Source organism: Streptomyces sp. NBC_01013, from assembly GCF_045162765.1.
Taxonomy (GTDB): domain Bacteria; phylum Actinomycetota; class Actinomycetes; order Streptomycetales; family Streptomycetaceae; genus Streptomyces.
This window is the reverse complement of sequence record NZ_CP108687.1, coordinates 5,717,361-5,743,983: the sequence shown is the minus strand read 5'-3', so window position 1 is coordinate 5,743,983 and position 26,623 is coordinate 5,717,361. Positions and strand designations below refer to the sequence as shown.

The window sequence follows — 26,623 nt, the reverse complement described above, 5'->3', positions numbered from 1 at the left end:
GGTGCGCGGGCCCGGTGGACCGGCCCCAGGGCGCCTCGCCCGCTATGTCGCCGTCGGGTCGACCGTCGCCTGGTGGGCCTCGGCGAGGTGTTCCTCGGCCTTGAGCCAGGGCAGGAACTGCACCGCCTTGCGCCAGTCGCAGGTATCGCAGGTCAGCTGCCGCTGCACCCCCGACTTCTTCACGTGAACGACGTGTTCACGGCCGTGCTGGTCCCATCTGCTGACCTTGCTCGTGGTCATGGACGGCATCCGGGCCTCCTGTGGACGAGTGTGCCCAGTGTGCACGAAGCCCCCGGCCCCGTAAGGGGAACCGGGGGCTTCGTTCAGCGGATGAAGCGGGTGCGACGCGTCAGCAGCCGAGCAGACGGGCGCCGAGGTACGCCTGGATCTGGTCCAGCGAGACCCGCTCCTGCTTCATGGTGTCGCGCTCGCGCACGGTCACCGCGTTGTCGTCGAGGGTGTCGAAGTCGACGGTGACGCAGAACGGCGTACCGATCTCGTCCTGACGGCGGTAGCGGCGGCCGATGGCGCCGGCGTCGTCGAACTCGATGTTCCAGTTCTGCCGCAGGTCGGCCGCCAGGCCCTTGGCCTTCGGCGAGAGCTGCGGGTTGCGGGACAGGGGCAGGACGGCGACCTTGACCGGCGCCAGGCGCGGGTCGAGGCGCATCACGGTGCGCTTCTCCATGACGCCCTTGGCGTTGGGCGCCTCGTCCTCGATGTAGGCGTCCAGGAGGAAGGCCAGCATCGCGCGGCCGACACCGGCCGCGGGCTCGATGACGTAGGGGGTCCAGCGCTCGCCGGCCTCCTGGTCGTAGAACTGCAGGTCGGTGCCGGACGCCTTGGAGTGCGCCTTGAGGTCGTAGTCCGTGCGGTTGGCGACGCCCTCCAGCTCGCCCCACTCGCTGCCGCCGAAGCGGAAGCGGTACTCGATGTCAGCGGTGCGCTTGGAGTAGTGGGAGAGCTTCTCCGCGGGGTGCTCGAACCACCGCATGTTCTCCTCGCGCATGCCGAGGCCGGTGTACCAGTTCCAGCGCTGCTCCATCCAGTACTCCTGCCACTGCTCGTCCTCGCCCGGCTTGACGAAGAACTCCATCTCCATCTGCTCGAACTCGCGCGTGCGGAAGATGAAGTTGCCCGGAGTGATCTCGTTCCGGAAGGACTTGCCCATCTGCGCGATACCGAAGGGCGGCTTCTTGCGCGAGGTCTGCTGCACCTGGCCGAAGTTGGTGAAGATGCCCTGGGCGGTCTCGGGGCGCAGATAGGCCACCGAGCCGGAGTCCTGGGTCGGGCCGAGGTGCGTGGAGAGCAGGCCGGAGAACTGCTTGGGCTCGGTGAAGGTGCCCTTGTTGCCACAGTTGGGGCAGTTGAGGTCGGCGAGGCCGTTGACCGGCGGCTTGCCGTGCTTCTCCTCGTACGCCTCCTCCAGGTGGTCCGCGCGGTAGCGCTTGTGGCAGGAGGTGCACTCGGTCAGCGGGTCGGAGAACGTGGCGACGTGGCCGGAGGCCACCCACACCTCGGGGGCCAGGATGACCGACGAGTCGAGTCCGACCACGTCCTCGCGCGAGGTGACCATGTAGCGCCACCACTGACGCTTGAGGTTCTCCTTGAGCTCAACACCCAGCGGCCCGTAGTCCCAGGCGGCGCGCTGGCCACCGTAGATCTCACTGCAGGGGTAGACGAAGCCACGGCGCTTGCTCAGGCTGACGATGGAGTCGATCTTGTCGGCGGCCACGGTGCTCTCTTCATTACGACGACGAAATTGGACAGGGTGGGCCCGAAGCGCCTCGGTGTGGGGTGGTGGTCGGGAGACGGGTGGGCGAATGCCTCAGATTACCGGCGGGCACGCCCCTTCGATCAAATCGGTATCGGACCGGTCCCTCGTGCGGCCCGCCGAGCGGTCCGGCCCGAGGGCATCTCATCAGCCTTGTTGACAATCGTTTCCACTTTTGTTGAAAATGACTGTCATGAACGTACGCCGCCTCATACCCGCCACAGCCGTCGCCGGAGCAGTTGCCCTCGGCCTCACGGCCCTCACCGCCTGCTCGGCGTCCGACGCCGCCGACCACAAGAGCGGCGACAAGCTGAACGTGGTGGCGTCCTTCTACCCGATGCAGTTCCTGGCCGAGCAGATCGGCGGGAACCACGTCTCCGTCTCCACGCTGACCAAGCCGGGCGTGGAGCCGCACGACCTGGAGCTCAGCCCGCGGGAGGTCGGCGGCCTCAGCGACGCGGACTACATCCTCTACCTCAAGGGCCTCCAGCCTGCCGTCGACGACGCGATCAAGCTCTCCGAGTCCGAGCACACCGTCGACGCCGCGAAGCTCACCACGCTGGAGGACCACGGCGCCGAGGTCGGCGGCGAGGAGCACGGCCACGAGCACGAGGGCGAGGAGGCCGGCGCCGACCCGCACATCTGGCTGGACCCGGTGAAGTACGCCCAGGTCGCCAAGGGGGTCGGGAAGTCCCTGGAGAAGGCCGACCCCGACCACGCCGCGGACTACCGCAAGAACACCGACGCTCTGGTCGCCAAGCTCGACGCGCTCGACACCGCGTACGAGAAGGGGCTGAAGAACACCGCCACCAAGACGTTCATCACCACCCACTCCGCCTTCGGGTACCTGGCCGAGCGCTACGGCCTCACACAGGAGGGCATCGCCGGCATCGACCCCGAGGCCGAGCCCAGCCCCGCCCGGATCAGCGCCCTGCACTCGATCGCGCAGGAGAAGAAGGTCACCACCGTCTTCTTCGAGACGCTCGCCAGTGACAAGACGGCCAAGACCGTCGCCCGGGACACCGGCCTGAAGACCGACGTCCTGGATCCGCTGGAGGGAATCACCGGCAAGTCCAAGGGCGATGACTACATCGAGGTCATGGAGTCCAACCTCATCGCGCTGCAGAAGGCCCTCGGCGCGAAGTGAGCGACCCCACCGGACCCACCAGCCCTACTGATCCCACCGGCCCCACAGACCCGGCCCACCCGGCCGACCCGAACCGCGCGGCAGCAGCACCGGAGGCGCTCATGCCCGAGCCCCAGGGCTCCACACCCGAACCCGTGATCGTCGTACGCGACGCCACGGCCACCCTCGGCGCACGCCCCGTGCTGCGTGGCATCGACCTGACCGTGCGCCGCGGCGAGGTCGTCGCCCTGCTCGGCGCCAACGGTTCCGGCAAGTCGACCGCCGTGCGCTCCGTCATCGGCCAGGTCCCCCTCACCGGCGGAACCGTCGATCTCTTCGGTACCCCACTGCGCCGGTTCCGCGACTGGGCCCGGGTCGGCTACGTACCGCAGCGCACCACGGCGGCCGGTGGTGTGCCCGCCACGATCCGCGAGGTCGTCTCCTCGGGGCGGCTGTCCCGCACCAAGCTGGGACTGCCCCGCAGGGCCGACCGGGCCGCCGTCGACCGCGCCATCGCGCTCGTCGGCCTCGCCGAGCGTGCCAAGGATTCGGTGGACGCCCTCTCCGGCGGTCAGCACCAGCGCGTCCTGATCGCCCGCGCGCTGGCCTGTGAACCCGAGCTGCTGATCATGGACGAGCCGATGGCCGGCGTCGACCTGGCCAGCCAGGAGATCCTCGCCGAGACGCTGGGCGAGCAGGTCGCGGCCGGCACGACCGTGCTGCTCGTCCTGCACGAGCTCGGACCGCTGGAGCCCCTGATCGACCGGGCGGTCGTGCTGCGCGACGGCTGTGTGATGCACGACGGCCCGCCCCCGAAGGCCCTCGGCCAGCACGCGCTGCCCGGCCACGACCACGTACACCCCCACGCGGCCTCCGAGCCCGTCCGGACGGGACTGCTGAGCTGATCATGGAATTCCTCACCCCTCCCTTCATGCAGCGGGCCCTGATCGCCGCCGTGCTGGTCGGCGTCATCGCTCCCGCCGTCGGCATCTACCTGGTCCAGCGCCGGCAGGCCCTGATGGGCGACGGCATCGGCCACATCGCGATGACCGGCGTCGGCCTCGGCTTCCTGCTCTCCACCAGCCCGGTCTGGATGGCCACCGCCGTCGCCGTCGTGGGCGCGGTCACCATGGAACTGATCCGCTGGTACGGACGCACCCGCGGCGACATCGCGCTGGCGATGCTCTTCTACGGCGGCATGGCGGGCGGTGTCCTGCTGATCAACCTCTCCGACACCGGCTCCAACGCCAACCTCACCTCCTACCTCTTCGGCTCGCTGTCCACGGTCTCCTCCGAGGACATCACCGCGATCGCCGTGCTGGCGGCGTTCGTGCTGCTGGTGACGGTGGGACTGCGGCGGCAGCTGTTCGCCGTCAGCCAGGACGAGGAGTTCGCCCGGGTCACCGGGCTGCCCGTGCGCGTGCTGAACCTGCTGATCGCGGTCACCGCCGCGGTCACCGTCACCGTCGCGATGCGGGTCGTCGGGCTGCTGCTGGTCAGCGCCCTGATGGTGGTCCCGGTCGCCGCCGCGCAGCAGATCACCCGCTCGTTCAAGGTGACCTTCGTGCTCTCCGTCGTCACCGGGGTCGCGGTGACCCTGGCCGGCACCATCACGTCGTACTACCAGGACGTCCCGCCCGGAGCGACGATCGTGCTGCTGGCCATCGGGGTGTTCATCGCCCTGACCCTGCTCGCCGCCCCGCTGGCCCGGATCCGTGCCCGCCGGCGCGAAACGGTGGACGAGCGGTGCACCCTGGAAGTACCGGCCACCCGCCCGGCCGCGGACGACGCACCTGTGCGGTCGGCCTGACCCCGCCGCCGGTGCGGACTGGCACAATGGCCCGACACACGTACGGGCGACACAAGGAGGCTCCTGTGGCGACGGCGCCGATCAGTGGAACGAACGCGGCACCTGTACGCGGCCGGTCGACCCGCCAGCGGGCAGCGGTGGCGGCGGCGCTCGACGAGGTGGACGAGTTCCGCAGCGCCCAGGACCTGCACGACGTGCTCAAGCACCGCGGCGACTCGGTCGGGCTGACCACGGTCTACCGCACCCTGCAGTCCCTCGCGGACGCGGGCGAGGTCGACGTGCTCCGCACCACCGAGGGCGAGTCCGTCTACCGCCGGTGCTCGACCGGCGACCATCACCACCATCTGGTGTGCCGGATGTGCGGCAAGGCCGTCGAGGTCGAGGGCCCGGCGGTGGAGACATGGGCCGAGACCATCGCGGCGCAGCACGGCTTCGTGAACGTGGCGCACACGGTCGAGGTCTTCGGTACGTGCGTGGAGTGCGCGAGCGACAAGGGGTGAAGCCCGGGGGCGGCGCCCCCGGGCTCCGGCCGTCAGGCCTTCGTCAGGTGCCGGTCGAAGATCTCACGCAGGCGGTCCACGTCGGACCGGTCCTGGACGCCGCGCTTGGCTATCACCGTCAGGGCGGTGGCGTTCTTGTCGTCGCTGAGCATCACGAAGAGATCTGCTGTCTCCACGTACCGCGGCTGCGCCTGCCACTTGATGACCCCACTGGAGTGGTCCGTGTCGATGCTGACGCCGGACTCCTCGACCCGCACCCGGAACTCGCCCTGCCGCCCCACGAACCGGAACAGCTGGCGCGCCATCAGCCACGGGCTCAGGAGCAGTAGCGGACCGCTGACCAGCAGCGCCACCAGCATCAGCACCGGCACGTCGGTGCCTTCCGCCAAAGACAGCGAGGCGGCCACGACGCCACAGCCCGTCGTGACCACCCCCAGAATCCGCTGCCGCCGACCCGACGAACCGACCCGGTTGCGGGCGCGGAGCGCCGCCGAATAGTCCTGGAGCACCGGGCGGTATCTCAAATCGACCGCACCGTGCACGGCCCCCTGCTGCTCACTCATGGCCCCCCCTGAAGTGTGAAGAGCCGTGATCGTACCGGCAGCGGATCAGGCCGTCGGCTCCGCCTCCTGCGCCGCTTCCACCGCACCGCCGAAGCGCCGGTCGCGCTGGGCGAACTCCAGGCAGGCCCGCCACAGGTCGCGGCGGTCGAAGTCCGGCCACAGCACGTCCTGGAAGACCATCTCGGCGTACGCGCTCTGCCAGATCAGGTAGTTGGAAGTGCGCTGTTCGCCACTGGGGCGGACGAAGAGGTCGACGTCCGGCATGTCCGGGTAGTAGATGTACTTCGCGAACGTCTTCTCGTTGACCTTCGAGGGGTCGAGCCTCCCGGCCGCGACGTCCTCGGCGATCCGCTGCGCGGCGTCCGCGATCTCGGCGCGGCCGCCGTAGTTGACGCAGAAGTACAGCGTCATCTTGTCGTTGTCCTTGGTCTGCTCCTGGGCGACCTGGAGCTCCTGGACGACGGACTTCCACAGCTTCGGCATGCGGCCGACCCAGCGGATCCGGATGCCGAGTTCGTCCATCTCGTCGCGGCGGCGGCGGATGACGTCCCGGTTGAAGTTCATGAGGAACTTGACCTCGTCCGGGGACCGTTTCCAGTTCTCGGTGGAGAACGCGTACAGCGAGAGGTTCTTGACGCCCATCTCGATGCAGCCCTTGAGCACGTCCATGACGACGCCCTCGCCGACCTTGTGGCCCTCGGTGCGCGGCAGACCGCGCTCCTTGGCCCAGCGGCCGTTGCCGTCCATCACGACGGCGACGTGCTTGGGCACCAGCTCACCGGGGATCTTCGGAGGCACGGCACCGGACGGGTGCGGCTCCGGGGTCTTGTAGTCGCGCCGGTTACGGCCGCCGAGGAATCCGCGTACTGCCATGAGCTCTTCAGTCTCCCTGTGTCACTTTTCCACGTACCGCAGCGAACGCAGGCCGCGCTCCAGATGCCAGTGCAGATAGGCGGACACCAGCCCGCTCCCCTCCCTGACGTGACGCGCCTCGCACGCGTCCGCCGTCTCCCAGTCGCCGGAGAGCAGTGCGCTCAGCAGGGTGACGGCCTCAGCCGAGGGTACGACGCTGCCGGGTACCCGGCAGTCGGCGCATATGACGCCGCCCGCCGCGACGGAGAAGAACCGGTTCGGACCGGGCATTCCGCACCGGGCGCAGTCGACGAAGCTGGGTGCGTAGCCGTTGACCGCGAGGGAGCGCAGCAGGAAGGCGTCGAGGATGAGGTTCGGCTCGTGCTCCGCGCGGGCCAGCGTGCGCAGGCCGCCCACCAGCAGGAGGTACTGCTGGACCGCGGGCTCGCCCTCGTGGTCGGTGAAGCGTTCGGCGGTCTCCAGCATCGCGGTGCCCGCGGTGTAGCGCCCGTAGTCCGTGACGATTCCGCCGCCGTACGGGGCGATGGTCTCGCTCTGGGTGCAGAGCGGCAGTCCGCGCCCGACCAGCTCGCTGCCGCGTGCGAAGAACTGCACGTCCACGTGGGAGAACGGCTCCAGCCGGGCCCCGAACTTCGACTTCGTGCGCCGCACGCCGCGTGCGACGGCCCGTACCCGGCCGTGGCCTCGGGTCAGGATCGTGATGATCCGGTCGGCCTCGCCCAGCTTCTGCGTGCGGAGCACCACGCCGTCGTCCCGGAACAAACTCATGGCTCCATTGTCCGGTACGCGGGACGCCCGGCGGGCCCGGCCCCACGACCCGGTCCGGTCAGTTCACGTCCGCGCCGCCGCCCGCGGGCACGACGAGCCCGGATTCGTAGGCGACGATCACCAGCTGGGCCCGGTCGCGGGCGCCCAGTTTTCCCATGATCCGGCTCACGTGGGTCTTGGCCGTGAGCGGGCTGAGGCCGAGACTCTCGGCGATCTCGGTGTTGTTCAGGCCCCGTGCGACGAGGGCGAGGACCTGGCGTTCCCGGTCGGAGAGCATGGCGGGGCCGCCCGCTCCGGCACCGGACGGGGGCTGCGGCGCGCTGAGGACCCGGGCGATCAGCCGGGCCGTCGGACCGGGCGAGAGCAGGGAATCACCCGCGGCCACGGTTCTGATCGCGGCGAGCAGGTCGGCGGGCCGGGTGTCCTTGACCAGGAAGCCGGAGGCTCCTGCGCGCAGCGCGTCGACGATGTGGTCGTCGGTGTCGTACGTGGTCAGGACCAGGACCTTCACCCCGGCCAGGTCCTCGTCGGCGGCGATGCGGCGCGTGGCCTCGATGCCGTCGAGTTCGGGCATCCGGATGTCCATCACCACGAGGTCGGCGCGGGCGGAGCGGGCGAGTGCGACGGCTTCGAGTCCGGTGCCGGCCTCACCGACGACCTCCATGTCCGGGTCGGAGCCGACGAGCATCGCGAACGCCGCCCGGACGAGTGTCTGGTCGTCGGCGAGCAGTACGCGGATCATGAGGCGGTCTCCGATGCCTGGGCCCTTGGCGCAGAGGTCTGGGGTGCTGGTGTGGACGGCGGTTGCGGGGCCTGTCCCTCGCCCTGGTACCGGTGCGGCAGCAGCGCCGAGACCTCGAAGCCGCCGTCGGGGCGGGGTCCGGCGTCCAGGGTGCCGCCGGCGGTGCGGGCCCGTTCCCGCATCCCCACGATGCCGAAGCCGGGGGCGGAGCCCTCGTCCGCCGGGGTGGAACCCTTGTCCGCCGGGCCGGTGCCGTCGTCGGTGACCGTGACCCGCAGGCCGCCCGTGCCGGCGGGTTCGACGGCGACGACGACGCGGACGCCGGGGCCCGCGTGCCGTACCGCGTTCGTCAGGGACTCCTGAACGATCCGGTAGGCGGCCGCTCCGGTCGCCGGGGCGAGGCGGCCGTCCGGGAGGCGCACCCTCAGGTCGACCCGGGCCCCGGCCGCCTCCGCGGCCCGTACGAGTCCGGGCAGCGCGGCCAGATCGGGCAGCGGGCCGTCCGCCTCGTGACGGCTGCCGTGTCCCGTGTCGCGCAGCACCTGGAGGGTGGTCCGGAGTTCCGCCCTGGCCTCCCGGCAGGTGTCCGCGATGTCGTCCAGGGATGCGGCGATCGCCTCCCGGTCGAGCCGCTGCGGGTCGACGGTCAGGATGTGCGAGGCGACGGAGGTCTGGACGCCGATGAGGGTGATGCTGTGGGCCAGCAGGTCGTGCAGGTCCCGGGCGATCCGCAGCCGTTCCTCGGCGACCCGCCGCCGGGCCTCCTCCTCGCGGGTGCGTTCGGCGCGTTCGGCGCGCTCCAGCATCGAGGCGACGTACTGGCGGTAGATGCGTACGTCGACGCCGCAGAACAGCACGGCGACGATCCACCCGGAGATGCGCAGCAGTTCGAGTCCCTGATGGGCGTCGATGCTGAGCACCACCGTCACCATCACGGACGTCACACCGATGCCGGTGAGCAGGGTGCGCAGCGGGCGGCCGGTCACGGCGACGGTGTAGAGCGCGATCCAGGTCTGCGGCATCGGAGCCGTGTGGGTGTTGTCGAGGCCGTGGTAGAGCATCAGCAGCGGGATCATGCTGAGCAGGACGAGGACGGGGTTGCGCCGCCGCCACACGAGCGGAGCGGCGCTGCCCAGCAGCAGGAGCCAGCCGAGCGCGTCGGGCGCGACGGCGTCGCCGGCGGACAGGGCGAGGGTGGCGGAGAGCGCACCGGCGCCCACGGCGATGAGGGCGTCGGTGCGCGTCTTGTGAGGCGCGTGCATGGGGTCGCGGTTGACGACGGCCAGGATGCGCTCGCGGCGGCCTGCGGTGGTGGACACGCCGCCATCCTCCGGTACGGGGCGTGGCACTGTCAGGGCGTCCCTACGAGTTCGTGTTCGTGCGGGGCGGGTACGGCGGGGGTGCGGCTGAGCGCGCCGGGCCACCACATCCTCCGTTGCAGCGCCACACTCGCCGAGGTCACCAGGTAGGTGCGGACGAGGAAGGTGTCGAGCAGGACGCCGACGGCGATGACGAAGCCCATCTCGACCAGGCCCGTCAGGGGCATGTTCGTCAGGACGGCGAAGGTGGCGGCCAGCACGAGTCCGGCCGAGGCGATCACTCCGCCGGTGGTGCGCAGGGCGGTGAGGGCTGCTTCGGTGGGTTCGGCCCCCCGCCGGGCCTCCTCGCGGACGCGGTGCATCAGGAAGATGCCGTAGTCGACGCCGAGGGCCACCAGGAAGACGAAGGTGAGCAGCGGCAGTCCGGGGTCGGTGCCCTTGAGCCCGAGGACCGGCTCGAAGAGCAGTCCGCCGATGCCGAGCGCGGCGCCCCAGACCGCGACGACCGCGGCGACGAGCAGCAGCGGGGCGACGAGGCTGCGCAGCAGGACGATCAGGATCAGCAGGACGGAGAGCAGGACGAGCGGGACGACGATCCCCAGGTCCCGGGAGCTGGCGGTCTCCAGGTCCATCTGCTGGGCGCCGGGCCCACCCACGTGGCTGCCTTCCAGCCCGTCGCGCAGGGCGTGGATGGTGTCCCGCTCCCCCGCGGATTCCGGCCGGTCCTTGGCGACGACGGACAGTTCGGTCCAGCCGCCGCCGCTGCGGCCGCGTTCGGCGGAGGCGACGCCCGCGGTCGTACGGGCCTTCGCCAGTGCGGCGGCGGCCCGGTCCGTGGGGGTGATCACGGTGATCGGCTGGGTGGAACGGCCGGGGTAGGCGTCGGCGAGGGTCGCCATGGCCGCGATCGAGTCCGGCTTGCTGATGAAGGAGTCCTCCTGCTTGAGGTCTCCGGGCAGGTTGAAGGCGCCGAGCGACAGGGCACCCAGCAGCACACCGCCGACGACGAGCACGGCGACGGGGCGGCGTCCCGCGGAGCCGCCCATGGCGGCGAAGAGCGAGCGGCGCTTCCCCGGCTCGGCGCCGTACACGGGCACGAGGGGCCAGAACACCCTGCGGCCCAGGAGCACCAGGACGGCAGGGAGCAGCGTCAGCATCGCCAGGAGCGCGCACAGCACGCCCACGGCGGCGATGGGCCCCATACCCCGGCTGCTGGTGAGATCGGCGGCCAGAAGGCACAGGAGACCCGCCGCGACGGTGGCGGAGGACGCGACGACGGCGGGGCCGCAGCCGCGCAGCGCCGCCGCCATCGCCTCGTGCGGCCGGGCGACGCGGGTCAGCTCCTCGCGGTAGCGGGAGACGAGCAGCAGGGCGTAGTCCGTACCGGCGCCGAAGACGAGGATGGTCATCACCGCGGAGCTCTGTCCGGTGACGGTGACGTCGAAGCCCCGGTTGAGGCCGTAGACGACCGCCATCGACAGGGCGTCGGCGACGCCCGCGACGACGAGCGGCACCAGCCACAGCAACGGGCTGCGGTAGATGAGGATCAGCAGGATGGCGACGACCGCCACGGTCGTGTAGAGGAGCGGCCCGCCGAGCGAGCCGTAGACCTTCTGCGCGTCGGCGTTCAGAGCTCCGGGGCCACCGACCTCGACGCTCAGTCCGCCGTCGCCCCGCACGGTGTCGCGCACGTCGTCGACGAACGCGGTCCGCGCCTCGTCGTCCTGGCCGGGTTCAGTGGTGGAGACCGGGTACATGAGGGTCGTGCCGTCCTGGGAGGGCACGGCTCGCGGCGCTGCGGTGAGGGTGTGGGCGCCCGCGACCTCGGCGGTCTGCCGGGCCGCGGCGGCCCGGTCGGCGGCGGTCAGTCCGCCGTCGCGGTGGTAGACGAGGACGAGGTCGGTCGACTCGCCGCCGGGCAGCGTGTCCTGGATCTTCGCCACCTGGGTGGAGTCGGCGCTCGCCGGCAGGTAGTCGACGGCCCGGTTGACCTGTACGTCCCCGAGCTTGCCGGCGAGCGGGCCCGCGATCGCGATCACGGCGACCCAGAGCGCGACGATCGCCCAGGGCAGCATGCGCCACCTGCTCCGTGGTCGCGTCCGCTCTCCACTGTCCTGTGCTGCGGCCCTCATGGGAGGCCCCCTCTTCGGTACGGGTGTCCGGTCATGTCCAGACTCCCGTCGCGCCGGGGGCGGTTCGTCGCACCGAGGGCCGACTTCCCCGCTACTGCCGCGGAGGGCACGAGGGCCCGGATACTCCCGCGGGAGTAGGGGCGGCGGCGAGACGACGACGGGCCCCGTGGGTCAGCAGGGCCGGCCGTCCCAGCCGGGGTCCTCCCAGCGGGCGGCGCCGTCGAGGCCCAGCAGCCGTATCCGGTTGAGCAGTTCCGCCGGTGCGCCGTGGGCGCGGAGGCGGGCGGGCGCGTTGCGGACCAGCCAGGAGCACAGCCCGGTGCGTATCTCCTCCTCGTTGTCCCAGGCGCTCCACGGCAGTTGGTCGCCGATGAGTTCCCATTCCCACCGTTCGACCAGTGCGGCGAGGTGTCCGTCGGCTGTTGCCCCTGTCAGCGTCTCCCAGACGCTGAGCCACGGGACGACGTCACCGGACGCCTCGGTGGCCAGGGCCAGGACGTCGGGGACGGGCACCACGGGGCGGGGATCGACGAGAGTGCGGGCCCACCAGGCGTGCAGGAACTCCCGGACCGCGCCGGCCTGCTCGGCGGGCCACTGCCGCCACCGGCCCCGGGCGAACGACCGCCCCGCTTCCGCGTACCAGGGATCGGCGGAACCGGCGACGAGGGACCGGGCGAACTGGGGCAGGACCCTGCGCAGCACGGAGGGGTGGTCGCTCCAGTCGCAGGCCTGCCAGGTGCGCCGCAGCAGGTCGGGGTCCAGCTCCGTGTCCGCCACCTTGAGCCGGGCGAGTTCCTCGGCATCGCCCCAATGGCACACGCAGTTGTACTCGTCGGGGCGGGCTGTCATGCCGGCGAAAGTGAGGGCCAGGCGGTCCAGCGCGGCATCGAGGCGCTGGTGTGCGCGGGATTCTTCGGCGCTCATCGTGGAGCTCGCAATCGGGACTCCGGAGGCCTTCACCACCCGAAGAGAGCCACGCTACCGGGCCCTTGCTCGGCCCGGGGCGTCAGGAGGGCGTGCGCGCCGCTGCCGCGAGCAGCCGGGCGGTGTCCTCGCCGCGCAGCCGCAGCGCGCCGCCGATCGTGGTCAGCACCTCGCGCTCGGCCGGACTGTACGGACCGTCGGCGAGGGCGATCCTGGCGCCCTGGAGCAGAATCGATTCGCGGCCCGCGGGCGCCAGATGCGGGGCGAGGGGCTCCAGCGCCTCGTGGAGCTCGATGGCGAGGGCCGCGCCGCAGGCCTCGGCCGCGGGGTCGAACGCGGAGCCGTGGCCGATGTCGGCGGCGAGGATCTCGACGACGGTGGCGAGCTGGTCCTGTGTGCAGTCGTCGAAGCCGGCGTCGCGCACGGTCTCGACGGCCGTCCCCAGGACGGTAGGGGAGGTGCTGCCGCCCGCCGCGAGGACTCCGAGGGTCACGGTGTGGACGGCGTCCCTGAGCATCGCGGAGAACCGCGTGGTGGTGGGGTGGTCGAGCGCCTCGGTGTCGAAGTGGGCGTGGCAGGCGGCGCATTCGACGACCGGGCCCACGGTGCCGCGCCGCAGCAGCGGCACCCCGAGGACCGCGAAGCGGCGGCGCCCGGTCAGGCGGCGGTAGTTGCGGTCGCCCCCGCAGCCGGGGCAGAAGAACTCGCCGTCACCGACGGCGTCCCACAGCGTGCGGATGCCGCAGATACGCAGCTTTGTGGCGCTTCGTCCCAGGCTTGACCGCACGTCGCACACCTCCGTAATGCTCCGGCAACATTGCCGCATTGGACGTGATGTTAACCACATCCGTGAAGCGGCGTCAGCACCCCGACCGCCCCGACCGTCCGGAGATGGCCGAACCCCGCCCCCCGGGTGCGGGTGGACGGGGTCACGGACCGTACGACTTCATGCCCTTTCGGGCGCCCGGGTCAGCGGGTGGCGCGGTTGACCGCGGAGACGACCGCCTTCAGGGAGGCCCGCGTGGTGTTGGGGTCGATGCCGATGCCCCACAGGACCTTTCCGTCGATGGCGCACTCGATGTACGAGGCGGCCTGCGCGCTCGCACCCTCGCTCATCGTGTGCTCGCTGTAGTCCAGCAGCCGCGCGTCGATGCCGATGGCCTGCAGCGCTGCGAAGAACGCGGAGATCGGGCCGTTGCCGGTGCCGGTGAGCACGGTGTCCGCGCCGTCCACGTTCGCCTCGACGGTGATCGTGTCCTGACCGTCCGAACCGGTCGTGGTCTGGCCGGAGCGGATCTGTACGCGCCCCCAGGCGTTCTCGGGGTTGGGCAGGTACTCGTCCTGGAACGTGGTCCAGATCTGCTTCGGGGTGACCTCGCCGCCCTCGGCGTCGGTCTTGGCCTGAATGATCCGGGAGAACTCGATCTGCATCCGGCGCGGCAGATCCAGCTTGTGGTCGTTCTTCAGGACGTACGCGATTCCGCCCTTGCCGGACTGCGAGTTGACCCGGATGACGGCCTCGTAGGAGCGGCCCACGTCCTTCGGGTCGATCGGCAGGTACGGGACCGCCCACTCGATGTCGTCCACGGTCCTGCCCCGGGCGGCCGCGTCGGCCTCCATGGCGTCGAAGCCCTTCTTGATGGCGTCCTGGTGGGAGCCGGAGAAGGCGGTGTAGACCAGGTCACCCGCGTAGGGGTGGCGCGGGTGGACCTCCATCTGGTTGCAGTACTCACTGGTGCGGCGGATCTCGTCGATCTGCGAGAAGTCGATCTGCGGGTCCACGCCCTGCGAGAACAGGTTCATGCCCAGCGTCACCAGGTCGACGTTGCCGGTGCGCTCGCCCTGGCCGAACAGGCAGCCCTCGATCCGGTCCGCGCCCGCCATCAGGGCCAGTTCGGCGGCGGCGACGGCGGTGCCGCGGTCGTTGTGCGGGTGGACGGACAGGCAGACGAACTCGCGGCGCGACAGGTTGCGCGACATCCACTCGAACCGGTCCGCGTGCGTGGAGGGCGTCGAACGCTCCACGGTGGCGGGCAGGTTGAGAATGATCTCGCGGCCCTCCTCGGGCTGCCACACGTCACACACCGCCTCGCAGACCTCCAGGGCGAAGTCCAGCTCGGTGTCGGTGAAGATCTCGGGGCTGTACTGGTAGCCGAAGATCGTCTCCTCGCCCAGGATCTTCTCGGCGTACTCCATCACCAGCCGGGTGCCGTCCACGGCGATCTGCTTGACCTGCTCCTTGGAGCCGCGGAAGACCACGCGGCGGAAGGTGGGGGCGGTCGCGTTGTACAGGTGCACGGTGGCACGGTGGGCGCCGCGCAGCGACTCGACCGTCCGCTCGATCAGTTCCTCGCGGGCCTGCGTCAGGACGGAGATCGTCACGTCCTCGGGGATCGCACCCTCTTCGATGATGGAGCGGACGAACGCGAAGTCGGTCTCGCCCGAGGACGGGAAGCCGACCTCGATCTCCTTGTAACCCATGCGCACCAGCAGGTCGAACATCTCGCGCTTGCGGGCCGGTGACATCGGGTCGATCAGGGCCTGGTTGCCGTCACGCAGGTCCGTGGAGAGCCAGCGGGGCGCGACGGTGATCCGCTGGTCCGGCCAGGTGCGGTCGGGGATCTCGACGGCCTCGTACCGGCCGTACTTGTGGACCGGCATCCCGGACGGCTTCTGCAGGCCCGTGGCGTTGGTGATCGGCGTGGGACGGCCCACGGCGTTGGCGGCGGGGGTCTGCGCGGGGTTCACTTCGGTCATGGCGTAGGGCTCCTCGGGGTCCGGCAAGGGGACGGCCGACTGTGTTGCTGCAACACCAGACTCCGCGGGGAGGGGGTCGGCCTACGACTACAGGCCCTCGCCGCGGCAGCTAAGAAGAAGCAGCCCGAAACGCATGATGCGAAGAGACTAACCGAGGGACGCCCGAGACGTCGGTGCCGTATCAGTATGCGGGACCGGGTGCCGGTAACGGGTGAACAGTGAGGGATCACTCTATTTCATCAATCCTCGTCGCAACCGGTGACATGGCGATCACGCACTGCCACAGTTGGGTGTATGCAGCCTCGATCTCAGCACGAACTCCGTCCTGTCTTCTGCACCATCGTGCCGCCCCACGTCCTCGACAAGCTGTCCCAGTCCGACGACCCCGTCCTGGCAGGCCCGGCCCGCCGCACCCTGGAGGCCGACGCCGCCCGGCGCACCCGCCGTCAGGTGACCACCGTCGTCCGGACCACGGTCGCCCCCGCGCCGGAGGGGGACCGGTCCGGCAAACCCGACCGCACGCTCTACGACTGCCGCCACGGCACGGACCTGCCGGGCACGAAGGTCCGCTCCGAGGGCGAGGACCCCACGTCCGACGCCAGCGTCAACCGCGCGTACGCAGGACTCGGCGCCACCTTCGAACTGCTGCTCAGCGCCTACGGCCGGCGTTCGATCGACGGCAACGGGCTGCCGCTGATCGGGTCCGTGCACTACGACGAGAAGTACAACAACGCCTTCTTCGACGGCGAGCAGATGGTCTTCGGCGACGGGGACGGGGAGATCTTCCTGGACTTCACCGTCGCCATCGACGTGATCGCGCACGAGCTGGCGCACGGACTGACCCAGTACACCGCCAACCTGAACTACTACGGCCAGTCCGGCGCGCTCAACGAGTCGGTGTCGGACGTGTTCGGCTCCCTGGTCAAGCAGTACTCCCTGGGGCAGACCGCCGGGCAGGCGGACTGGCTGATCGGCGCGGGCCTGCTGGCGCCCCGCGTGCAGGGCGTGGCGCTGCGATCGATGAAGGCGCCCGGCACCGCGTACGACGACGACGTGCTCGGCAAGGACCCCCAGCCCGCCTCGATGGACGACTACATCCACACGGGCGAGGACAACGGCGGGGTGCACCTCAACTCCGGCATCCCCAACCGCGCGTTCTACCTGCTGGCCACCGCGCTCGGCGGCAGTTCCTGGGAGCGGGCGGGCCAGCTCTGGTTCGATGTGCTCACGGGTGGTGAACTGGCGGTGGACGCGGACTTCGCGTCCTTCGCCCGGCTGACCGTGGCGGCGGCCCGCAGCCGCTTCGGCGAGGGCGACGAGGTGGAGGCGGTCCTCAAGGCCTGGTCGGAGGTGGGCGTGCCGACCGCGTAACCGGCCCGATCCGAAGGACAGGCCCGTCGAGGAGGGACACCGCATGCGGATCCAGGTGAGCAGGACCGGCGGCTTCGCCGGCATCGCGCGCCACCGCGAGATCGACACCTCGGGACGGGCCGACGCCCACGAGTGGGAGGCCCTGGCCGAATCGGCGCTCACCGACGGCGGGGACTCTCCGCCGCCGGGTGTTCCGGACGGCTTCAGCTACCGGATCACGGTCGGCGACCGGTCCGTGCACTGCGCGGACCCGCGGCTGACCGACGCCCAGCGCGCCCTGGTCTCACGCGTCCTGAAGGAGGGCGCGTGAGACCGCGGGCGTACCGCTGAGGGGGGTCAGAACCCGAGCTTCCGCAACTGCTTCGGGTCGCGCTGCCAGTCCTTGGCGACCTTGACGTGCAGGTCCAGGAAGACCGGCGTGCCCAGCAGAGCCTCGATGTGCTTGCGCGACTTCGTGCCGACTTCCTTCAGCCGCTTGCCCTTGGGGCCGATGATGATCCCCTTCTGGCTGGGCCGCTCGATGTAGACGTTGGCGTGGATGTCGAGCAGCGGCTTGTCCGCCGGACGGTCCTCGCGCGGCAGCATCTCCTCGACGACGACCGCGATGGAGTGGGGCAGCTCGTCCCGTACGCCTTCGAGCGCGGCCTCCCGGATGAGCTCCGCGACCATCACCATCTCGGGCTCGTCGGTGAGATCACCCTCCGGATAGAGCGGCGGGCTCTGGGGCAGCAGCGGGGCGATCAGGTCGGCCAGCAGGCCGACCTGGTCGTCCTTGACCGCCGAGACCGGAATGATCTCGGCCCATTCGAAGCCGAGCTCCTCGCCGAGGCGCGAGACGGCCAGCAGCTGTTCGGCGAGCTGCTTGGACTCGACCAGGTCGGACTTGGTGATGATCGCGATCTTGGGCGTCTTCTTGATGCCCGCGAGTTCCTTGACGATGTACTTGTCGCCGGGGCCGAGCTTCTGGTCGGCGGGCAGGCAGAAGCCGATGACGTCGACCTCGGCCCAGGTGGTGCGTACGACGTCGTTGAGACGCTCGCCCAGCAGGGTGCGCGGCTTGTGGAGGCCGGGGGTGTCGACCAGGATCAGCTGTGCGTCCGGCCGGTGCACGATGCCGCGCACGGTGTGCCGGGTCGTCTGGGGCCGGTTGGACGTGATCGCCACCTTCTGGCCGACCAGAGCGTTCGTAAGGGTGGACTTGCCCGCGTTGGGACGGCCCACGAAGCAGGCGAAACCGGCCCGGTGGGGGGCGGTGTTCTCAGCCTGCTGCGCAGCAGCTTCTGGGTTAGGTCGAGCGCTCATGGCGCCCATTGTCCCCGATCCCGGCGGCCGCGGGGCACCAAGGAGGTCGCCGCGGCCACCTGACCCGCTTCTCAGGCCGTGCGGCGACGGCCGCGGCGTGACCGGATCCACAGCGCCGCTCCCCCGGCGAGCGCCGCGAGGAGTACCCCGGCGACCAGCCAGGGCAGTGCGAAGTACGACACGGAGGCGGACTCTCGGGTGTCGCGGGCGCTCGCGGTCAGCTTGATCTCGCCCCACTCCACCTGCGGCGCGCCCGCCCACTCCTCGGTGAGCCGGACCTCCTGGCGGGGCAGCAGCTCGGACGGGATGCGCTTGAGGTCGCGGGCGAGCAGGGTGCGGCCGAAGAGGCCCTCGGCCTTGAGGGCGACCTTGGGGCTCAGGGTGACGTTGCCGCGGTTGCGGAGGGTGTACGAGATGACGGCCCGGGAGGTGCCGGTGCCGGGGACCAGCGGCTGGGTGTGCTCGACCGTCACGTCCTCGACGGAGAGCGCCGGCATCGTCGGGCCGTTGACCCGGAGATAGATCCGGGCGCCGACCGCTTTCTGGATGCCGACGGCGACGGCGCCCGCGTCGGCCGGGTCGATGCGTTCGTCGAGGGCGACGAGCGCCCCGGGGTGGTCGCCCGGTTCGGCGCCCTCGGGCACCTTGATGGTGACGGGCACGGTGACCGAGCCGTGCGGTTTCACGGTGACCCGGTCGCGGTCGGCCTTCGCCCAGGCTCCGACGGAGCGCTGCTTCTCGTTCTGTGCCCGGACCGCGAATCCGCCGTCGCGTGCGGTGTTGTACGCGTCGGCGGCGTACAGCCGGAAGGTCAGCGGTTCACCGGTCTTGTTGGTGACGGTGACCTTGTCGGTGAGGGTGGCGCCGGGGTCGGCGGAGAGGTAGAAGTACGGCCGCGTGCCCGCGTCGGCGGTCGCGGGGAAGACCGACCAGCTGCCGTTGTCGGCGGCGCCGGCGGCGGGCGCGCCGAGCAGGAGCAGGGCTCCGGCCAGCAGGGCCGTCAGGGGTACGGAGGGTCTGCGCACGGTGCGGGCTCCCAGGTGCACGCTCGGGCGGGGTGGGCCGGCCGGGTGCGCGCCCGGCCCACCGGCTGATCAGTGGCGCTCGCTCACGTGAGTGTGAGCGTGAGCACTCCGGTGTACGCGCCGGGGGCGGTGAACGCCGGTACGTCCAGCGACAGCTGGGCGTCGACGGTGAACTCGCCGCCGGTGAACGCGCCGTCCGGCGTGGACGCCAGGGTGGCCCCCGCGCTGCCGACCGTTCCTTCGGACCCGGCCGCGCAGGTGCTCGGGCTGCCGGGCTTCGTCGCGCAGGCCGGGCTCCAGCCGAGCGCGGACGCGCCGATCGTCGCCCCTCCCGGGCCCGAGAAGTCGGTGACCTTGCCGGTCAGGGACCAGCCCGCGGGGCCGCCGCGGAAGTCCTGCACCGTCACGGTCCGCAGGGCGCCGGTGGAGGCGCCGCCCTGCCCGAAGTCGACCGCCGACAGGGCGACGGAGTCCCCGGTCTGGGCCATGGTGAGCATTCCCGGCTTGACGGAGGAGGTCAGCTTCTGGCTGCCGTCCGGGATCTCGCCGCCGCCTCCGGTGACGGTGTAGGCCTGCGGGCCCGCACCCTTGGTGGCGTCCCAGTCGGCACCCTCGTAGGCGACGATGCCGGTGGTGGCCGGATCGTTGACGGTGAGCTGTCCGGTGAAGGTGCCCGCGTCGTCCGCCGTGACCGTCGCGGTGTCGCCGGTCGGTGCGTCCCCGGCCCGGCCGGCGAGTGTGACTGACGCGCCCGCGGTGAACTTCGACCCGGTCACGGCGACCTGGTCACCGGCCGCCCCGGAGGCCGTGCCGAGCTGGATGGCGCGTTCGTTGACCTGGCCGCCGCCGTCTGTGGCGATGATCGTCAGGGAGACGGGGGCGGGCGGATCGGTGACCGTGCACGGCGTGTCCAGCTCCATGATGTAGCTGGTGTGGATGTTGTAGTCGCCGGGCGAGAGAGTGATCTCACCGGGCGCGGTGACGGTGAAGGTGCCCGTCATGGAGAACGAGGGGAAGTCGCCCTTGCCGGGCACCGGTTCGTTCTTCTTCGGGCCCGCCACCGTGACGTCGGCGGACTGCGCACCGCCCACGGTGACCTTGCCGGTCGGCGTCATGATGTCGGCGGGCAGCGCCAGGTCGACGGGGTTGCTCGCGGCCGGCTTGACGACGGTGTACGTCACCGTGACCGTGTCGCCGACCTTCGGGGCTGCGTTGTCGACGGCGATCTCGGCCGACGTCGTCCCGTCGATCGGCGGGATGCCGGCGATGGCGGGCGGGATGCAGTGGGTCGGGAAGTCCACCGCGACCGAGGCCGTCGCGGCGGCCTGCGCGGGTCCGGCGAGCAGCCCTCCCCCGGTGATGACGAGCGCACCGACGCCCAGGGCCGCTGCCCAGCGGCGGCCGCGCACCGGACGGTCCCGGCGACAAGATCTTCGACTGTCGGATCTTCGTGTGGCTGAACGCATGGAGCCCCCTCCTGCGGGATCCGGCGCGCGGCTCTTCCGCGCCGGCAGGGGGCCATTGATGACTCCGGCCCAAAAGAAGTCAATGGCATCGAAAGGCGCCGACTGATGGGCCATCAGATGATGTCAGGATCCGCGATTCCCGCACATCCTGCGCGAACGCCCCGCGCCGGTGGGACGCGGGGCGTTCTTGCGCACGACGGCGGTCCCGCAGAGGTTCAGCCCGCCGTCACGGTGAGCCGCAGCACCCCGTCGGGCCCCGCGAGCAGCACGGGCGTGTCGGCACCGCCCAGGTCCCGTACCGCGGCCCGGTCCTCGTCGGACGGGGTCAGCGCCTCGGAGACGACCGCGGCCGCCTCCAGGGACGTGGCCCCACTGGCCACGGCCATCGCGACGGCCGTCCGCAGCGCGCTGAGCCGCAGCGACTCCAGCTCCACGGTGCCCGCCACGTACGTACGTCCGGTCTCGTCCCGCACGGCCGCGCCCTCCGGCACACCGTTGCGGGCGCGGGCGCTGCGCGCCAGCGTGACGATCTTGCGGTCCTCGGCGCCGAGGTCGGTGCTATCGGTCATGTGCCGAGCATACGAAGTGCGGCGACGGGCGCGGCACGCGGGCGCCCCGGCCGCTCAGGTCCGTACCTGGCGCATCGAGCCCCGCCGGCCCTCCGGCGAGGCCAGCCACCGCAGCTTCTCCTCGGTGCCGGTGCCCGGCCACGGGTGGTGCACCACGACCGCGAGATCCGGACGCGCCGGGATGCGCAGCTGGGTCGCTTCCATGACCAGTGCGCCCACGGCCGGATGCGACGTGCTCGCCGCGGCGCCCGCGCTCCTCACCGAGTCCCGTACGCCCGACCGGCCGCGGCTGGACGTACCGGGTGCCGTGACCGTCACCGGCGGGCTCCTCGCGCTGATCTACGCCCTCTCCACGGCGGCCGAGCACGGCTTCGGCCGCGTGGACGTGCAGGCCTCGCTGGCCGCCGGACTCGTCCTGCTCGCCGCCTTCGTGGTCGTCGAGTCGCGCGCGTCCGCCCCTCTGGTCTCGCTGCCGATGCTCCGCCGGCGCACGGTGGCCTTCGGCAATCTGGGCGGGCTGGTCACCTTCTCGATGATGAGCACCATCGTCTTCGTCCTGACCCTGTACCTGCAGGAGGTCCTGGGCCTGTCCGCCTTCGGGACCGGGCTGGTCTTCGGGGCGCAGGGCGTCGCCTCCGTGGCGGCGGGTGCGTACGCCCCGAAGGTCATCGGCCGGTTCGGCGCCCGGCAGACCCTGGCCGCCTCCCTCTTGGGCCAGGGCCTGTTCATCGCGGCCCTGCTGGGCCTCGGTACGGGTTCGGGCGTCTGGCTGGCCACGGCCGCGGTCTCGCTGGCCAGCATGTGCCACCTCGGCGCGATCATCGGGTACGGCGTCACTGTCACCTCGGGGGTGCAGAACGAGGAGCAGGGCCTGGCGACCGGCCTGGTCACCACGACCCAGCAGGTCGGGCTCACGATCGGGATCCCGCTGCTCGGCGTGCTGGCGACGACCCAGGGCTCGCTGTTCGACGGCGTACGGACCGTGGTCGCGGTGGCCGCGGGGCTGCTGGTCGTCGCCGCGGGCGTGGTGGGCGCGGGGCTGCGGCGGGCCTGAAGGTGCGCGGGGCTGCGGCGGGGCCGAGGGGTGCGGGCTACGGCGGGCTCAGCGGGTGCGGGTCTCCCGGGCGACCGCTTCCTCGTAGGCGGCCGTCAGTTCCGCCAGTACGCCGTCCGTGCGGGCCGGTGCCCCGGTCAGGTGGGTGGCGCGGAGCTCGGCCATGAACCGCTCCCACATCGGGGGGCCGCCGGCGGCAAGGAGCTCGGCCCGCACCGTGAGCTCCGGCGCCGTGTCCAGCCAGCGGGCGCCCCAGGCTCCGAGCTGGGCCATCACCGGGACGAGCTGAACGGCCGCCTCGGTGAGGTGGTATGCGACCTTCTGGCGGTGGCTCGGGTCGTCGTCACGGGTGAGCAGCCCCGCCTCGACGAGTTTCGCCAGCCGGTTGGCCAGGATGTTGGACGCGATGCCCTCCATGGACGCGTTGAGCAGCTCACGGAAGTGGGTGAGGCCGCCGAACATGATGTCGCGCAGCACGATCAGGCTCCAGCGGTCCCCGAGGAGCTCGACCGTCATGTTGATCGGGCAGCCTGACCGGCCCGGCGACACGGGCAGCTTTCCGACCGGAACTGGTTGCAACATGGGAGCAGTCTAGATAGCTTACGAACCGATTGCAGTTTGCAACCAGAGAGGGCTCCGATGAAACAGCTGGTCCGCGTCCAGAACTTCTGTGTGTCCCGCGACGGCTACGGCGCCGGGGAGGGGCAGACGCTCGACCGCCCGTTCGGCAACGTCGACCCCGGCCGGCTCATCTCCTGGGCCGGTGCCACTGCCCACTGGCCCAACCGGACCGACCCCGGAGGCACCCTCGGGCTGGACGACTACTTCACCCGCGACTTCTCCAACAACATCGGCGCCGAGATCATGGGGCGCAACAAGTTCGGCCCGCAGCGCGGCCCGTGGGAGAACCACGACTGGGAGGGCTGGTGGGGCGAGGAGCCCCCGTTCCACACCCCGGTGTTCGTCCTCACCCACCACGAACGCCCGTCGATCACGCTCGGGGAGACCACGTTCCACTTCCTCGACGCGTCCCCGAAGGACGCGCTCGCCCGCGCCTTCGAGGCCGCCGAGGGCAAGGACGTCCGCATCGGTGGCGGTGTCGCCACGGTCCGGGAGTTCCTCGAAGCCGACCTCATCGACTCGCTCCACGTCGCCGTCTCGCCGCTCGACATCGGCGCGGGCGAACGGCTGTGGGAGAGCCCCGAGGCGCTGACCGACCGTTTTCACCTGGAGAAGGTCCCGAGCCCGAGCAGCGACGTGGTGCACCACCTGCTCTGGCGGAAGTGACGTTCCCGGCCTACGCCCGGTCGAGCCGCAGCCGCTCCGCCCGCGGCAGCTTCGCCACCACGAGGTCGTAGCTGTCCTCGATCAGCTCGCGCAGCTTCGCATCCGGCAGACCGGACACCGTCACGGTGTTCCAGTGCCGCTTGTTCATGTGCCACCCCGGCGCCACGGCTTCGTACTCCTCCCGGAGCCGCACCGCGTCGTCGGGGTCGCACTTGAGGTTCACCGTCAGCGGCCGCGCATCCAGCGTGCTCAGCGCGAACATCTTGCCGAGCACCTTGAAGACGGACGTCTCCGGCCCGAACGGGAACTCCTCCACGCTCGCGTTGAACGCCAGGCAGAACGCCCTCAGCTGCTGTGGTGTCATGCCGTCGCCTCCTCCTCCTCCTCGGGAGCCAACGGCTCCACCAGCACCGTGACGATCTTGTTCCGCCGGCCCGCGGGCGACTCCGCCGTCAGCCGCAGCCGGCGCCCGTCGGGAAGCTCGACCTCGGACGAGGCACCCGCGATCGGCACCCGCCCCAGCGCCTTCGCGAGCAGCCCGCCGACGGTCTCCACGTCCTCGTCGTCGTACTCGTCGAGGCCGAACAGCTCGCCGAGGTCTCCGATGTCCAGCCGGGCGGTCACCCGGAAGCAGCCGTCGACCAGCGGCTCGACCGGCGGGAGCTCGCGGTCGTACTCGTCGGTGATCTCCCCGACGATCTCCTCCAGGATGTCCTCGATGGTGACGATGCCCGCCGTGCCGCCGTACTCGTCGATGACGACGGCGACGTGGCTGCGGTCCTGCTGCATCTCCCGCAGCAGGTCACCGGCGTTCTTCGTGTCGGGCACGAACGCCGCCGGACGCATCGCCGTGGACACCAGATCGGCCTCGGAGTCCCGGTTGATGTGCGTCTTGCGGACCAGGTCCTTGAGGTAGACGATCCCGACGATGTCGTCCTCGTTCTCCCCGGTGACGGGGATGCGCGAGAAACCGGACCGCAGCGCCAGGGTCAGCGCCTGCCGGATCGTCTTGTAGCGCTCGATGCAGACCAGGTCGGTGCGCGGCACCATGACCTCGCGCACGAGCGTGTCGCCGAGCTCGAAGACGGAGTGCACCATCCGGCGCTCCTCGTCCTCGATCAGCGACTCCTGTTCCGCGAGGTCGACCATCGCCCGCAGCTCGGCCTCACTGGCGAACGGCCCCTTGCGGAACCCCTTGCCCGGCGTCAGCGCGTTGCCGATGAGGATCAGCAGCTGCGGGATCGGCCCCATGATCCTGGCGAGCGGGAGCAGCACGTACGCCGCCGCGGTGGCCGTGTTCAGCGGGTGCTGGCGGCCGATGGTGCGCGGCGAGACACCGATGGCGACGTACGAGACGAGGACCATCACGCCCATGGCGACGGCCAGCGCCTCCCAGGTCTCCGGGAACTCCTTCAGGCAGGCGTACGTGACGAGCACCCCGGCCGCCATCTCGCAGGCGACCCGCACCAGCAGGGCCACGTTGAGATAACGCGTCGGATCGGCCGCGACCTGTTCCAGCTTGTCGCTGCCGCGCCGCCCCGAGCGGACCGCCTCGGCGGCCCGGAAGCTCGACGTCCGCGCGATGCCGGCCTCGGCGCAGGCCGCGAGCCAGCCGACGACGACCAGCAGGACGACCCCGAAGACGAGAGGCAGGCTCACGAGACGGTGGGTGCGGGGGACGGACCGGTGAGCCCGTGCTCGCCGCGCCAGCCGTCCACGATGGCCGCCTGGAGGCCGAACATCTCGGCCTTCTCGTCGGGCTCCTCGTGGTCGTAGCCGAGCAGGTGCAGCACCCCGTGGACGGTGAGGAGCTGGAGCTCCTCGTCCATGGAGTGCTGCGTCTCGGCGTCCTCGCCCTGCTTCTTGGCGACCTCGGGGCAGAGCACGATGTCACCGAGGAGCCCCTGCGGGGGCTCCTCGTCGTCCTTGGCCGGCGGACGCAGCTCGTCCATCGGGAAGGACATGACGTCCGTCGGGCCCGGCAGGTCCATCCACTGGATGTGGAGCTGTTCCATGGCGGCGGTGTCCACCACGATCACCGAGAGCTCGGAGAGCGGGTGGATCCTCATCCGCGCGAGCGCGTAGCGGGCGATGTCGAGGATCGCCTGCTCGTCGACCTCGGTTCCGGACTCGTTGTTGACGTCGATCGACATGGTGCGCTGCTACTGCTTCCCGTTGCGTCGGCCCCGGCCGTTTCCGGCCTGGCCGTCCTGGTCACCCTGGCTGTCGTACTTCTCGTACGCGTCGACGATACGGCCGACCAGCTTGTGCCGGACGACATCCTGGGACGTCAGCCGGGAGAAGTGCACGTCATCGATGCCTTCGAGGATGTCCTGCACCTGACGCAGACCGCTCTTGGTGCCGTTCGGCAGGTCGACCTGGGTGACGTCACCCGTGACGACGATCTTGGAGTCGAAGCCGAGCCGCGTCAGGAACATCTTCATCTGCTCGGCACTGGTGTTCTGCGCCTCGTCCAGGATGATGAAGGCGTCATTGAGGGTGCGGCCCCTCATGTACGCCAGGGGTGCCACCTCGATCGTGCCGGCCGCCATCAGCCGCGGGATCGAGTCCGGGTCGAGCATGTCGTGCAGGGCGTCGTAGAGCGGGCGCAGGTACGGGTCGATCTTGTCGAAGAGCGTGCCGGGCAGGAAGCCGAGCCGCTCGCCGGCCTCGACCGCCGGGCGGGTCAGGATGATCCGGCTGACCTGCTTGGACTGCAGGGCCTGAACCGCCTTCGCCATGGCGAGGTACGTCTTGCCGGTACCGGCGGGGCCGATGCCGAAGACGATCGTGTGCTTGTCGATCGCGTCGACGTACCGCTTCTGGTTGAGCGTCTTGGGACGGATCGTGCGGCCGCGACTGGAGAGGATGTTCTGGGTGAGCACCTCGGCCGGGGTCTCGGTCCCGTCCGCCTGGCCGTTCTCGCTGGCCTTGAGCATCGCGATCGACCGTTCCACAGCGTCCTCCGTCATCGGCTGACCGGTGCGGAGCACCAGCACCATCTCGTCGAACAGGCGCTGGATCAGGGCGATGTCCGCCGCTTCGCCCGTCGCGCTTATGTCATTGCCCCGGACGTGGATGTCGGCCGCCGGGAACGCCGCTTCGATCACGCGCAGCAGCGAGTCGCCCGCTCCCAGGAGCATCACCATGGGGTGTGCGGCCGGGATGCTGATGTGGGCACGCGCCTGCGGCTGTGTGGGTGTCTGAGTCATGGGCCGGCCCTCGGGCCTGCACATACCTCCCGTTGCAGGGTTCTCGCTGCTC

General features: G+C 70.8%; 28 protein-coding genes and 1 pseudogene. 8 read left to right on the top strand and 21 right to left on the bottom strand.

Features of this window, described 5'->3' with window-relative positions; translation table 11 throughout:
- Window positions 1–42: 42 nt before the first annotated feature.
- Both OG538_RS24950 and OG538_RS24945 read right to left on the bottom strand, forming a co-directional pair.
- Window positions 43–249 carry a hypothetical protein gene (locus OG538_RS24950; protein ID WP_406097134.1) on the bottom strand — a complete coding sequence of 69 codons (207 nt, stop codon included), beginning with the start codon at window positions 247–249 and terminating at the stop codon, window positions 43–45.
- A gap of 100 nt (window positions 250–349) precedes the next feature.
- Complete coding sequence (locus OG538_RS24945; RefSeq protein WP_406097132.1) at window positions 350–1,732, bottom strand: glycine--tRNA ligase; 1,383 nt, start codon at window positions 1,730–1,732, stop codon at window positions 350–352.
- A gap of 232 nt (window positions 1,733–1,964) precedes the next feature.
- Here OG538_RS24945 and OG538_RS24940 point away from each other — a divergent pair, with 232 nt between their 5' ends.
- The 4 genes from OG538_RS24940 (at window position 1,965) to OG538_RS24925 (ending at window position 5,207) form a co-directional block, all read left to right on the top strand.
- On the top strand, window positions 1,965–2,918 hold the full coding sequence (locus OG538_RS24940; protein WP_406097130.1) for a metal ABC transporter substrate-binding protein: 954 nt from the start codon (window positions 1,965–1,967) through the stop codon (window positions 2,916–2,918).
- 101 nt (window positions 2,919–3,019) lie between these two features.
- Window positions 3,020–3,802 (top strand): metal ABC transporter ATP-binding protein, encoded by a 783-nt coding sequence (locus tag OG538_RS24935; protein ID WP_406097128.1) that lies wholly within the window; start codon window positions 3,020–3,022, stop codon window positions 3,800–3,802.
- A gap of 2 nt (window positions 3,803–3,804) precedes the next feature.
- Window positions 3,805–4,707 carry a metal ABC transporter permease gene (locus tag OG538_RS24930; RefSeq protein WP_406097126.1) on the top strand — a complete coding sequence of 301 codons (903 nt, stop codon included), beginning with the start codon at window positions 3,805–3,807 and terminating at the stop codon, window positions 4,705–4,707.
- A 65-nt stretch (window positions 4,708–4,772) separates the two neighbouring features.
- On the top strand, window positions 4,773–5,207 hold the full coding sequence (locus OG538_RS24925) for a Fur family transcriptional regulator (protein WP_406097124.1): 435 nt from the start codon (window positions 4,773–4,775) through the stop codon (window positions 5,205–5,207).
- Between the two features lie 32 nt (window positions 5,208–5,239).
- On the opposite strand, the gene OG538_RS24920 is transcribed toward OG538_RS24925, so the two are convergent.
- The 9 genes from OG538_RS24920 to leuA all read right to left on the bottom strand — a co-directional run bounded on the left by OG538_RS24920 (window position 5,240) and on the right by leuA (window position 15,285).
- Complete coding sequence (locus tag OG538_RS24920; RefSeq protein WP_406097122.1) at window positions 5,240–5,770, bottom strand: YcxB family protein; 531 nt, start codon at window positions 5,768–5,770, stop codon at window positions 5,240–5,242.
- 45 nt (window positions 5,771–5,815) lie between these two features.
- Complete coding sequence (locus tag OG538_RS24915) at window positions 5,816–6,643, bottom strand: isoprenyl transferase (RefSeq protein WP_406097120.1); 828 nt, start codon at window positions 6,641–6,643, stop codon at window positions 5,816–5,818.
- A 21-nt stretch (window positions 6,644–6,664) separates the two neighbouring features.
- Window positions 6,665–7,411 carry a DNA repair protein RecO gene (recO, locus tag OG538_RS24910; protein WP_406097118.1) on the bottom strand — a complete coding sequence of 249 codons (747 nt, stop codon included), beginning with the start codon at window positions 7,409–7,411 and terminating at the stop codon, window positions 6,665–6,667.
- A gap of 58 nt (window positions 7,412–7,469) precedes the next feature.
- Window positions 7,470–8,153 carry a response regulator gene (locus OG538_RS24905; protein WP_406097116.1) on the bottom strand — a complete coding sequence of 228 codons (684 nt, stop codon included), beginning with the start codon at window positions 8,151–8,153 and terminating at the stop codon, window positions 7,470–7,472.
- Window positions 8,150–9,415, bottom strand: a complete 1,266-nt coding sequence (locus OG538_RS24900) for a sensor histidine kinase (RefSeq protein WP_406100288.1) — start codon at window positions 9,413–9,415, stop codon at window positions 8,150–8,152. The genes OG538_RS24905 and OG538_RS24900 overlap by 4 nt, the downstream gene beginning before the upstream one ends.
- 89 nt (window positions 9,416–9,504) lie before the next feature.
- Window positions 9,505–11,547, bottom strand: a complete 2,043-nt coding sequence (locus tag OG538_RS24895; RefSeq protein WP_406097114.1) for an MMPL family transporter — start codon at window positions 11,545–11,547, stop codon at window positions 9,505–9,507.
- Window positions 11,548–11,775: 228 nt separating this feature from the next.
- Window positions 11,776–12,528: a hypothetical protein gene (locus OG538_RS24890; protein ID WP_406097112.1), complete on the bottom strand. Its 753-nt coding sequence runs from the start codon at window positions 12,526–12,528 to the stop codon at window positions 11,776–11,778.
- Between the two features lie 82 nt (window positions 12,529–12,610).
- On the bottom strand, window positions 12,611–13,324 hold the full coding sequence (locus tag OG538_RS24885; RefSeq protein WP_406097110.1) for a TerB family tellurite resistance protein: 714 nt from the start codon (window positions 13,322–13,324) through the stop codon (window positions 12,611–12,613).
- Between the two features lie 173 nt (window positions 13,325–13,497).
- On the bottom strand, window positions 13,498–15,285 hold the full coding sequence (gene leuA, locus OG538_RS24880; RefSeq protein ID WP_406097108.1) for a 2-isopropylmalate synthase: 1,788 nt from the start codon (window positions 15,283–15,285) through the stop codon (window positions 13,498–13,500).
- A gap of 294 nt (window positions 15,286–15,579) precedes the next feature.
- Here leuA and OG538_RS24875 point away from each other — a divergent pair, with 294 nt between their 5' ends.
- Both OG538_RS24875 and OG538_RS24870 read left to right on the top strand, forming a co-directional pair.
- The gene (locus OG538_RS24875; RefSeq protein WP_406097106.1) at window positions 15,580–16,656 is read left to right on the top strand and encodes a M4 family metallopeptidase; all 1,077 of its coding nucleotides are present in this window, start codon (window positions 15,580–15,582) and stop codon (window positions 16,654–16,656) included.
- 43 nt (window positions 16,657–16,699) lie between these two features.
- Window positions 16,700–16,966, top strand: a complete 267-nt coding sequence (locus OG538_RS24870) for a protealysin inhibitor emfourin (protein WP_406097104.1) — start codon at window positions 16,700–16,702, stop codon at window positions 16,964–16,966.
- A gap of 26 nt (window positions 16,967–16,992) precedes the next feature.
- Here OG538_RS24870 and era read toward each other — a convergent pair whose 3' ends face one another.
- The 5 genes from era to OG538_RS24845 all read right to left on the bottom strand — a co-directional run bounded on the left by era (window position 16,993) and on the right by OG538_RS24845 (window position 21,222).
- Window positions 16,993–17,967: a GTPase Era gene (gene era / locus OG538_RS24865; RefSeq protein WP_359132669.1), complete on the bottom strand. Its 975-nt coding sequence runs from the start codon at window positions 17,965–17,967 to the stop codon at window positions 16,993–16,995.
- Between the two features lie 62 nt (window positions 17,968–18,029).
- The gene (locus OG538_RS24860) at window positions 18,030–18,983 is read right to left on the bottom strand and encodes a WxL protein peptidoglycan domain-containing protein (protein WP_406097102.1); all 954 of its coding nucleotides are present in this window, start codon (window positions 18,981–18,983) and stop codon (window positions 18,030–18,032) included.
- An 83-nt stretch (window positions 18,984–19,066) separates the two neighbouring features.
- Window positions 19,067–20,449 (bottom strand): beta-xylosidase, encoded by a 1,383-nt coding sequence (locus OG538_RS24855; protein WP_406097100.1) that lies wholly within the window; start codon window positions 20,447–20,449, stop codon window positions 19,067–19,069.
- A gap of 215 nt (window positions 20,450–20,664) precedes the next feature.
- Complete coding sequence (locus tag OG538_RS24850; RefSeq protein WP_406097098.1) at window positions 20,665–21,018, bottom strand: cytidine deaminase; 354 nt, start codon at window positions 21,016–21,018, stop codon at window positions 20,665–20,667.
- A 54-nt stretch (window positions 21,019–21,072) separates the two neighbouring features.
- Window positions 21,073–21,222, bottom strand: coding sequence for a hypothetical protein (locus OG538_RS24845; protein ID WP_406097096.1), 150 nt, complete (start codon window positions 21,220–21,222; stop codon window positions 21,073–21,075).
- A 28-nt stretch (window positions 21,223–21,250) separates the two neighbouring features.
- On the opposite strand from OG538_RS24845, the pseudogene OG538_RS24840 reads away from it, so the two are divergent.
- Window positions 21,251–22,072 (top strand): annotated as a pseudogene (locus tag OG538_RS24840) (MFS transporter); the annotation flags it as partial.
- Window positions 22,073–22,120: 48 nt separating this feature from the next.
- Here OG538_RS24840 and OG538_RS24835 read toward each other — a convergent pair.
- The gene (locus OG538_RS24835) at window positions 22,121–22,654 is read right to left on the bottom strand and encodes a winged helix-turn-helix transcriptional regulator (RefSeq protein ID WP_406097094.1); all 534 of its coding nucleotides are present in this window, start codon (window positions 22,652–22,654) and stop codon (window positions 22,121–22,123) included.
- Window positions 22,655–22,711: 57 nt separating this feature from the next.
- Here OG538_RS24835 and OG538_RS24830 point away from each other — a divergent pair, with 57 nt between their 5' ends.
- Window positions 22,712–23,359 carry a dihydrofolate reductase family protein gene (locus OG538_RS24830; protein ID WP_406097092.1) on the top strand — a complete coding sequence of 216 codons (648 nt, stop codon included), beginning with the start codon at window positions 22,712–22,714 and terminating at the stop codon, window positions 23,357–23,359.
- A gap of 10 nt (window positions 23,360–23,369) precedes the next feature.
- Here the strand turns inward: OG538_RS24830 and OG538_RS24825 are convergent, their stop codons facing one another.
- From OG538_RS24825 to OG538_RS24810, 4 genes are read right to left on the bottom strand one after another with little or no spacing between them, the layout of a single operon-like run.
- On the bottom strand, window positions 23,370–23,723 hold the full coding sequence (locus OG538_RS24825) for an MmcQ/YjbR family DNA-binding protein (RefSeq protein ID WP_406097090.1): 354 nt from the start codon (window positions 23,721–23,723) through the stop codon (window positions 23,370–23,372).
- Window positions 23,720–25,018, bottom strand: a complete 1,299-nt coding sequence (locus OG538_RS24820; protein ID WP_406097088.1) for a hemolysin family protein — start codon at window positions 25,016–25,018, stop codon at window positions 23,720–23,722. Before OG538_RS24820 ends, OG538_RS24825 begins: the two co-directional genes overlap by 4 nt.
- Window positions 25,015–25,512, bottom strand: coding sequence for an rRNA maturation RNase YbeY (gene ybeY / locus OG538_RS24815; protein WP_148018624.1), 498 nt, complete (start codon window positions 25,510–25,512; stop codon window positions 25,015–25,017). Before ybeY ends, OG538_RS24820 begins: the two co-directional genes overlap by 4 nt.
- Before the next feature lie 9 nt (window positions 25,513–25,521).
- Complete coding sequence (locus tag OG538_RS24810; RefSeq protein ID WP_406097086.1) at window positions 25,522–26,571, bottom strand: PhoH family protein; 1,050 nt, start codon at window positions 26,569–26,571, stop codon at window positions 25,522–25,524.
- Window positions 26,572–26,623 lie beyond the last annotated feature (52 nt).

What these genes read in the sequence shown, in the direction of transcription:
- OG538_RS24895 (WP_406097114.1), bottom strand. Translation starts at nt 11,547, where the DNA reads ATGCTGCCCTGGGCGATCGTCGCGCTCTGGGTCGCCGTGATCGCGATC.
- OG538_RS24900 (WP_406100288.1), bottom strand. Translation starts at nt 9,415, where the DNA reads ATGCACGCGCCTCACAAGACGCGCACCGACGCCCTCATCGCCGTGGGC.
- OG538_RS24845 (WP_406097096.1), bottom strand. Translation starts at nt 21,222, where the DNA reads ATGGAAGCGACCCAGCTGCGCATCCCGGCGCGTCCGGATCTCGCGGTC.
- OG538_RS24915 (WP_406097120.1), bottom strand. Translation starts at nt 6,643, where the DNA reads ATGGCAGTACGCGGATTCCTCGGCGGCCGTAACCGGCGCGACTACAAG.
- OG538_RS24870 (WP_406097104.1), top strand. Translation starts at nt 16,700, where the DNA reads ATGCGGATCCAGGTGAGCAGGACCGGCGGCTTCGCCGGCATCGCGCGC.
- OG538_RS24825 (WP_406097090.1), bottom strand. Translation starts at nt 23,723, where the DNA reads ATGACACCACAGCAGCTGAGGGCGTTCTGCCTGGCGTTCAACGCGAGC.
- OG538_RS24935 (WP_406097128.1), top strand. Translation starts at nt 3,020, where the DNA reads ATGCCCGAGCCCCAGGGCTCCACACCCGAACCCGTGATCGTCGTACGC.
- OG538_RS24850 (WP_406097098.1), bottom strand. Translation starts at nt 21,018, where the DNA reads ATGACCGATAGCACCGACCTCGGCGCCGAGGACCGCAAGATCGTCACG.
- recO (WP_406097118.1), bottom strand. Translation starts at nt 7,411, where the DNA reads ATGAGTTTGTTCCGGGACGACGGCGTGGTGCTCCGCACGCAGAAGCTG.
- ybeY (WP_148018624.1), bottom strand. Translation starts at nt 25,512, where the DNA reads ATGTCGATCGACGTCAACAACGAGTCCGGAACCGAGGTCGACGAGCAG.
- OG538_RS24920 (WP_406097122.1), bottom strand. Translation starts at nt 5,770, where the DNA reads ATGAGTGAGCAGCAGGGGGCCGTGCACGGTGCGGTCGATTTGAGATAC.
- OG538_RS24875 (WP_406097106.1), top strand. Translation starts at nt 15,580, where the DNA reads ATGCAGCCTCGATCTCAGCACGAACTCCGTCCTGTCTTCTGCACCATC.
- leuA (WP_406097108.1), bottom strand. Translation starts at nt 15,285, where the DNA reads ATGACCGAAGTGAACCCCGCGCAGACCCCCGCCGCCAACGCCGTGGGC.
- OG538_RS24810 (WP_406097086.1), bottom strand. Translation starts at nt 26,571, where the DNA reads ATGACTCAGACACCCACACAGCCGCAGGCGCGTGCCCACATCAGCATC.
- OG538_RS24890 (WP_406097112.1), bottom strand. Translation starts at nt 12,528, where the DNA reads ATGAGCGCCGAAGAATCCCGCGCACACCAGCGCCTCGATGCCGCGCTG.
- OG538_RS24830 (WP_406097092.1), top strand. Translation starts at nt 22,712, where the DNA reads ATGAAACAGCTGGTCCGCGTCCAGAACTTCTGTGTGTCCCGCGACGGC.
- era (WP_359132669.1), bottom strand. Translation starts at nt 17,967, where the DNA reads ATGGGCGCCATGAGCGCTCGACCTAACCCAGAAGCTGCTGCGCAGCAG.
- OG538_RS24950 (WP_406097134.1), bottom strand. Translation starts at nt 249, where the DNA reads ATGCCGTCCATGACCACGAGCAAGGTCAGCAGATGGGACCAGCACGGC.
- OG538_RS24930 (WP_406097126.1), top strand. Translation starts at nt 3,805, where the DNA reads ATGGAATTCCTCACCCCTCCCTTCATGCAGCGGGCCCTGATCGCCGCC.
- OG538_RS24940 (WP_406097130.1), top strand. Translation starts at nt 1,965, where the DNA reads ATGAACGTACGCCGCCTCATACCCGCCACAGCCGTCGCCGGAGCAGTT.
- OG538_RS24905 (WP_406097116.1), bottom strand. Translation starts at nt 8,153, where the DNA reads ATGATCCGCGTACTGCTCGCCGACGACCAGACACTCGTCCGGGCGGCG.
- OG538_RS24835 (WP_406097094.1), bottom strand. Translation starts at nt 22,654, where the DNA reads ATGTTGCAACCAGTTCCGGTCGGAAAGCTGCCCGTGTCGCCGGGCCGG.
- OG538_RS24855 (WP_406097100.1), bottom strand. Translation starts at nt 20,449, where the DNA reads ATGCGTTCAGCCACACGAAGATCCGACAGTCGAAGATCTTGTCGCCGG.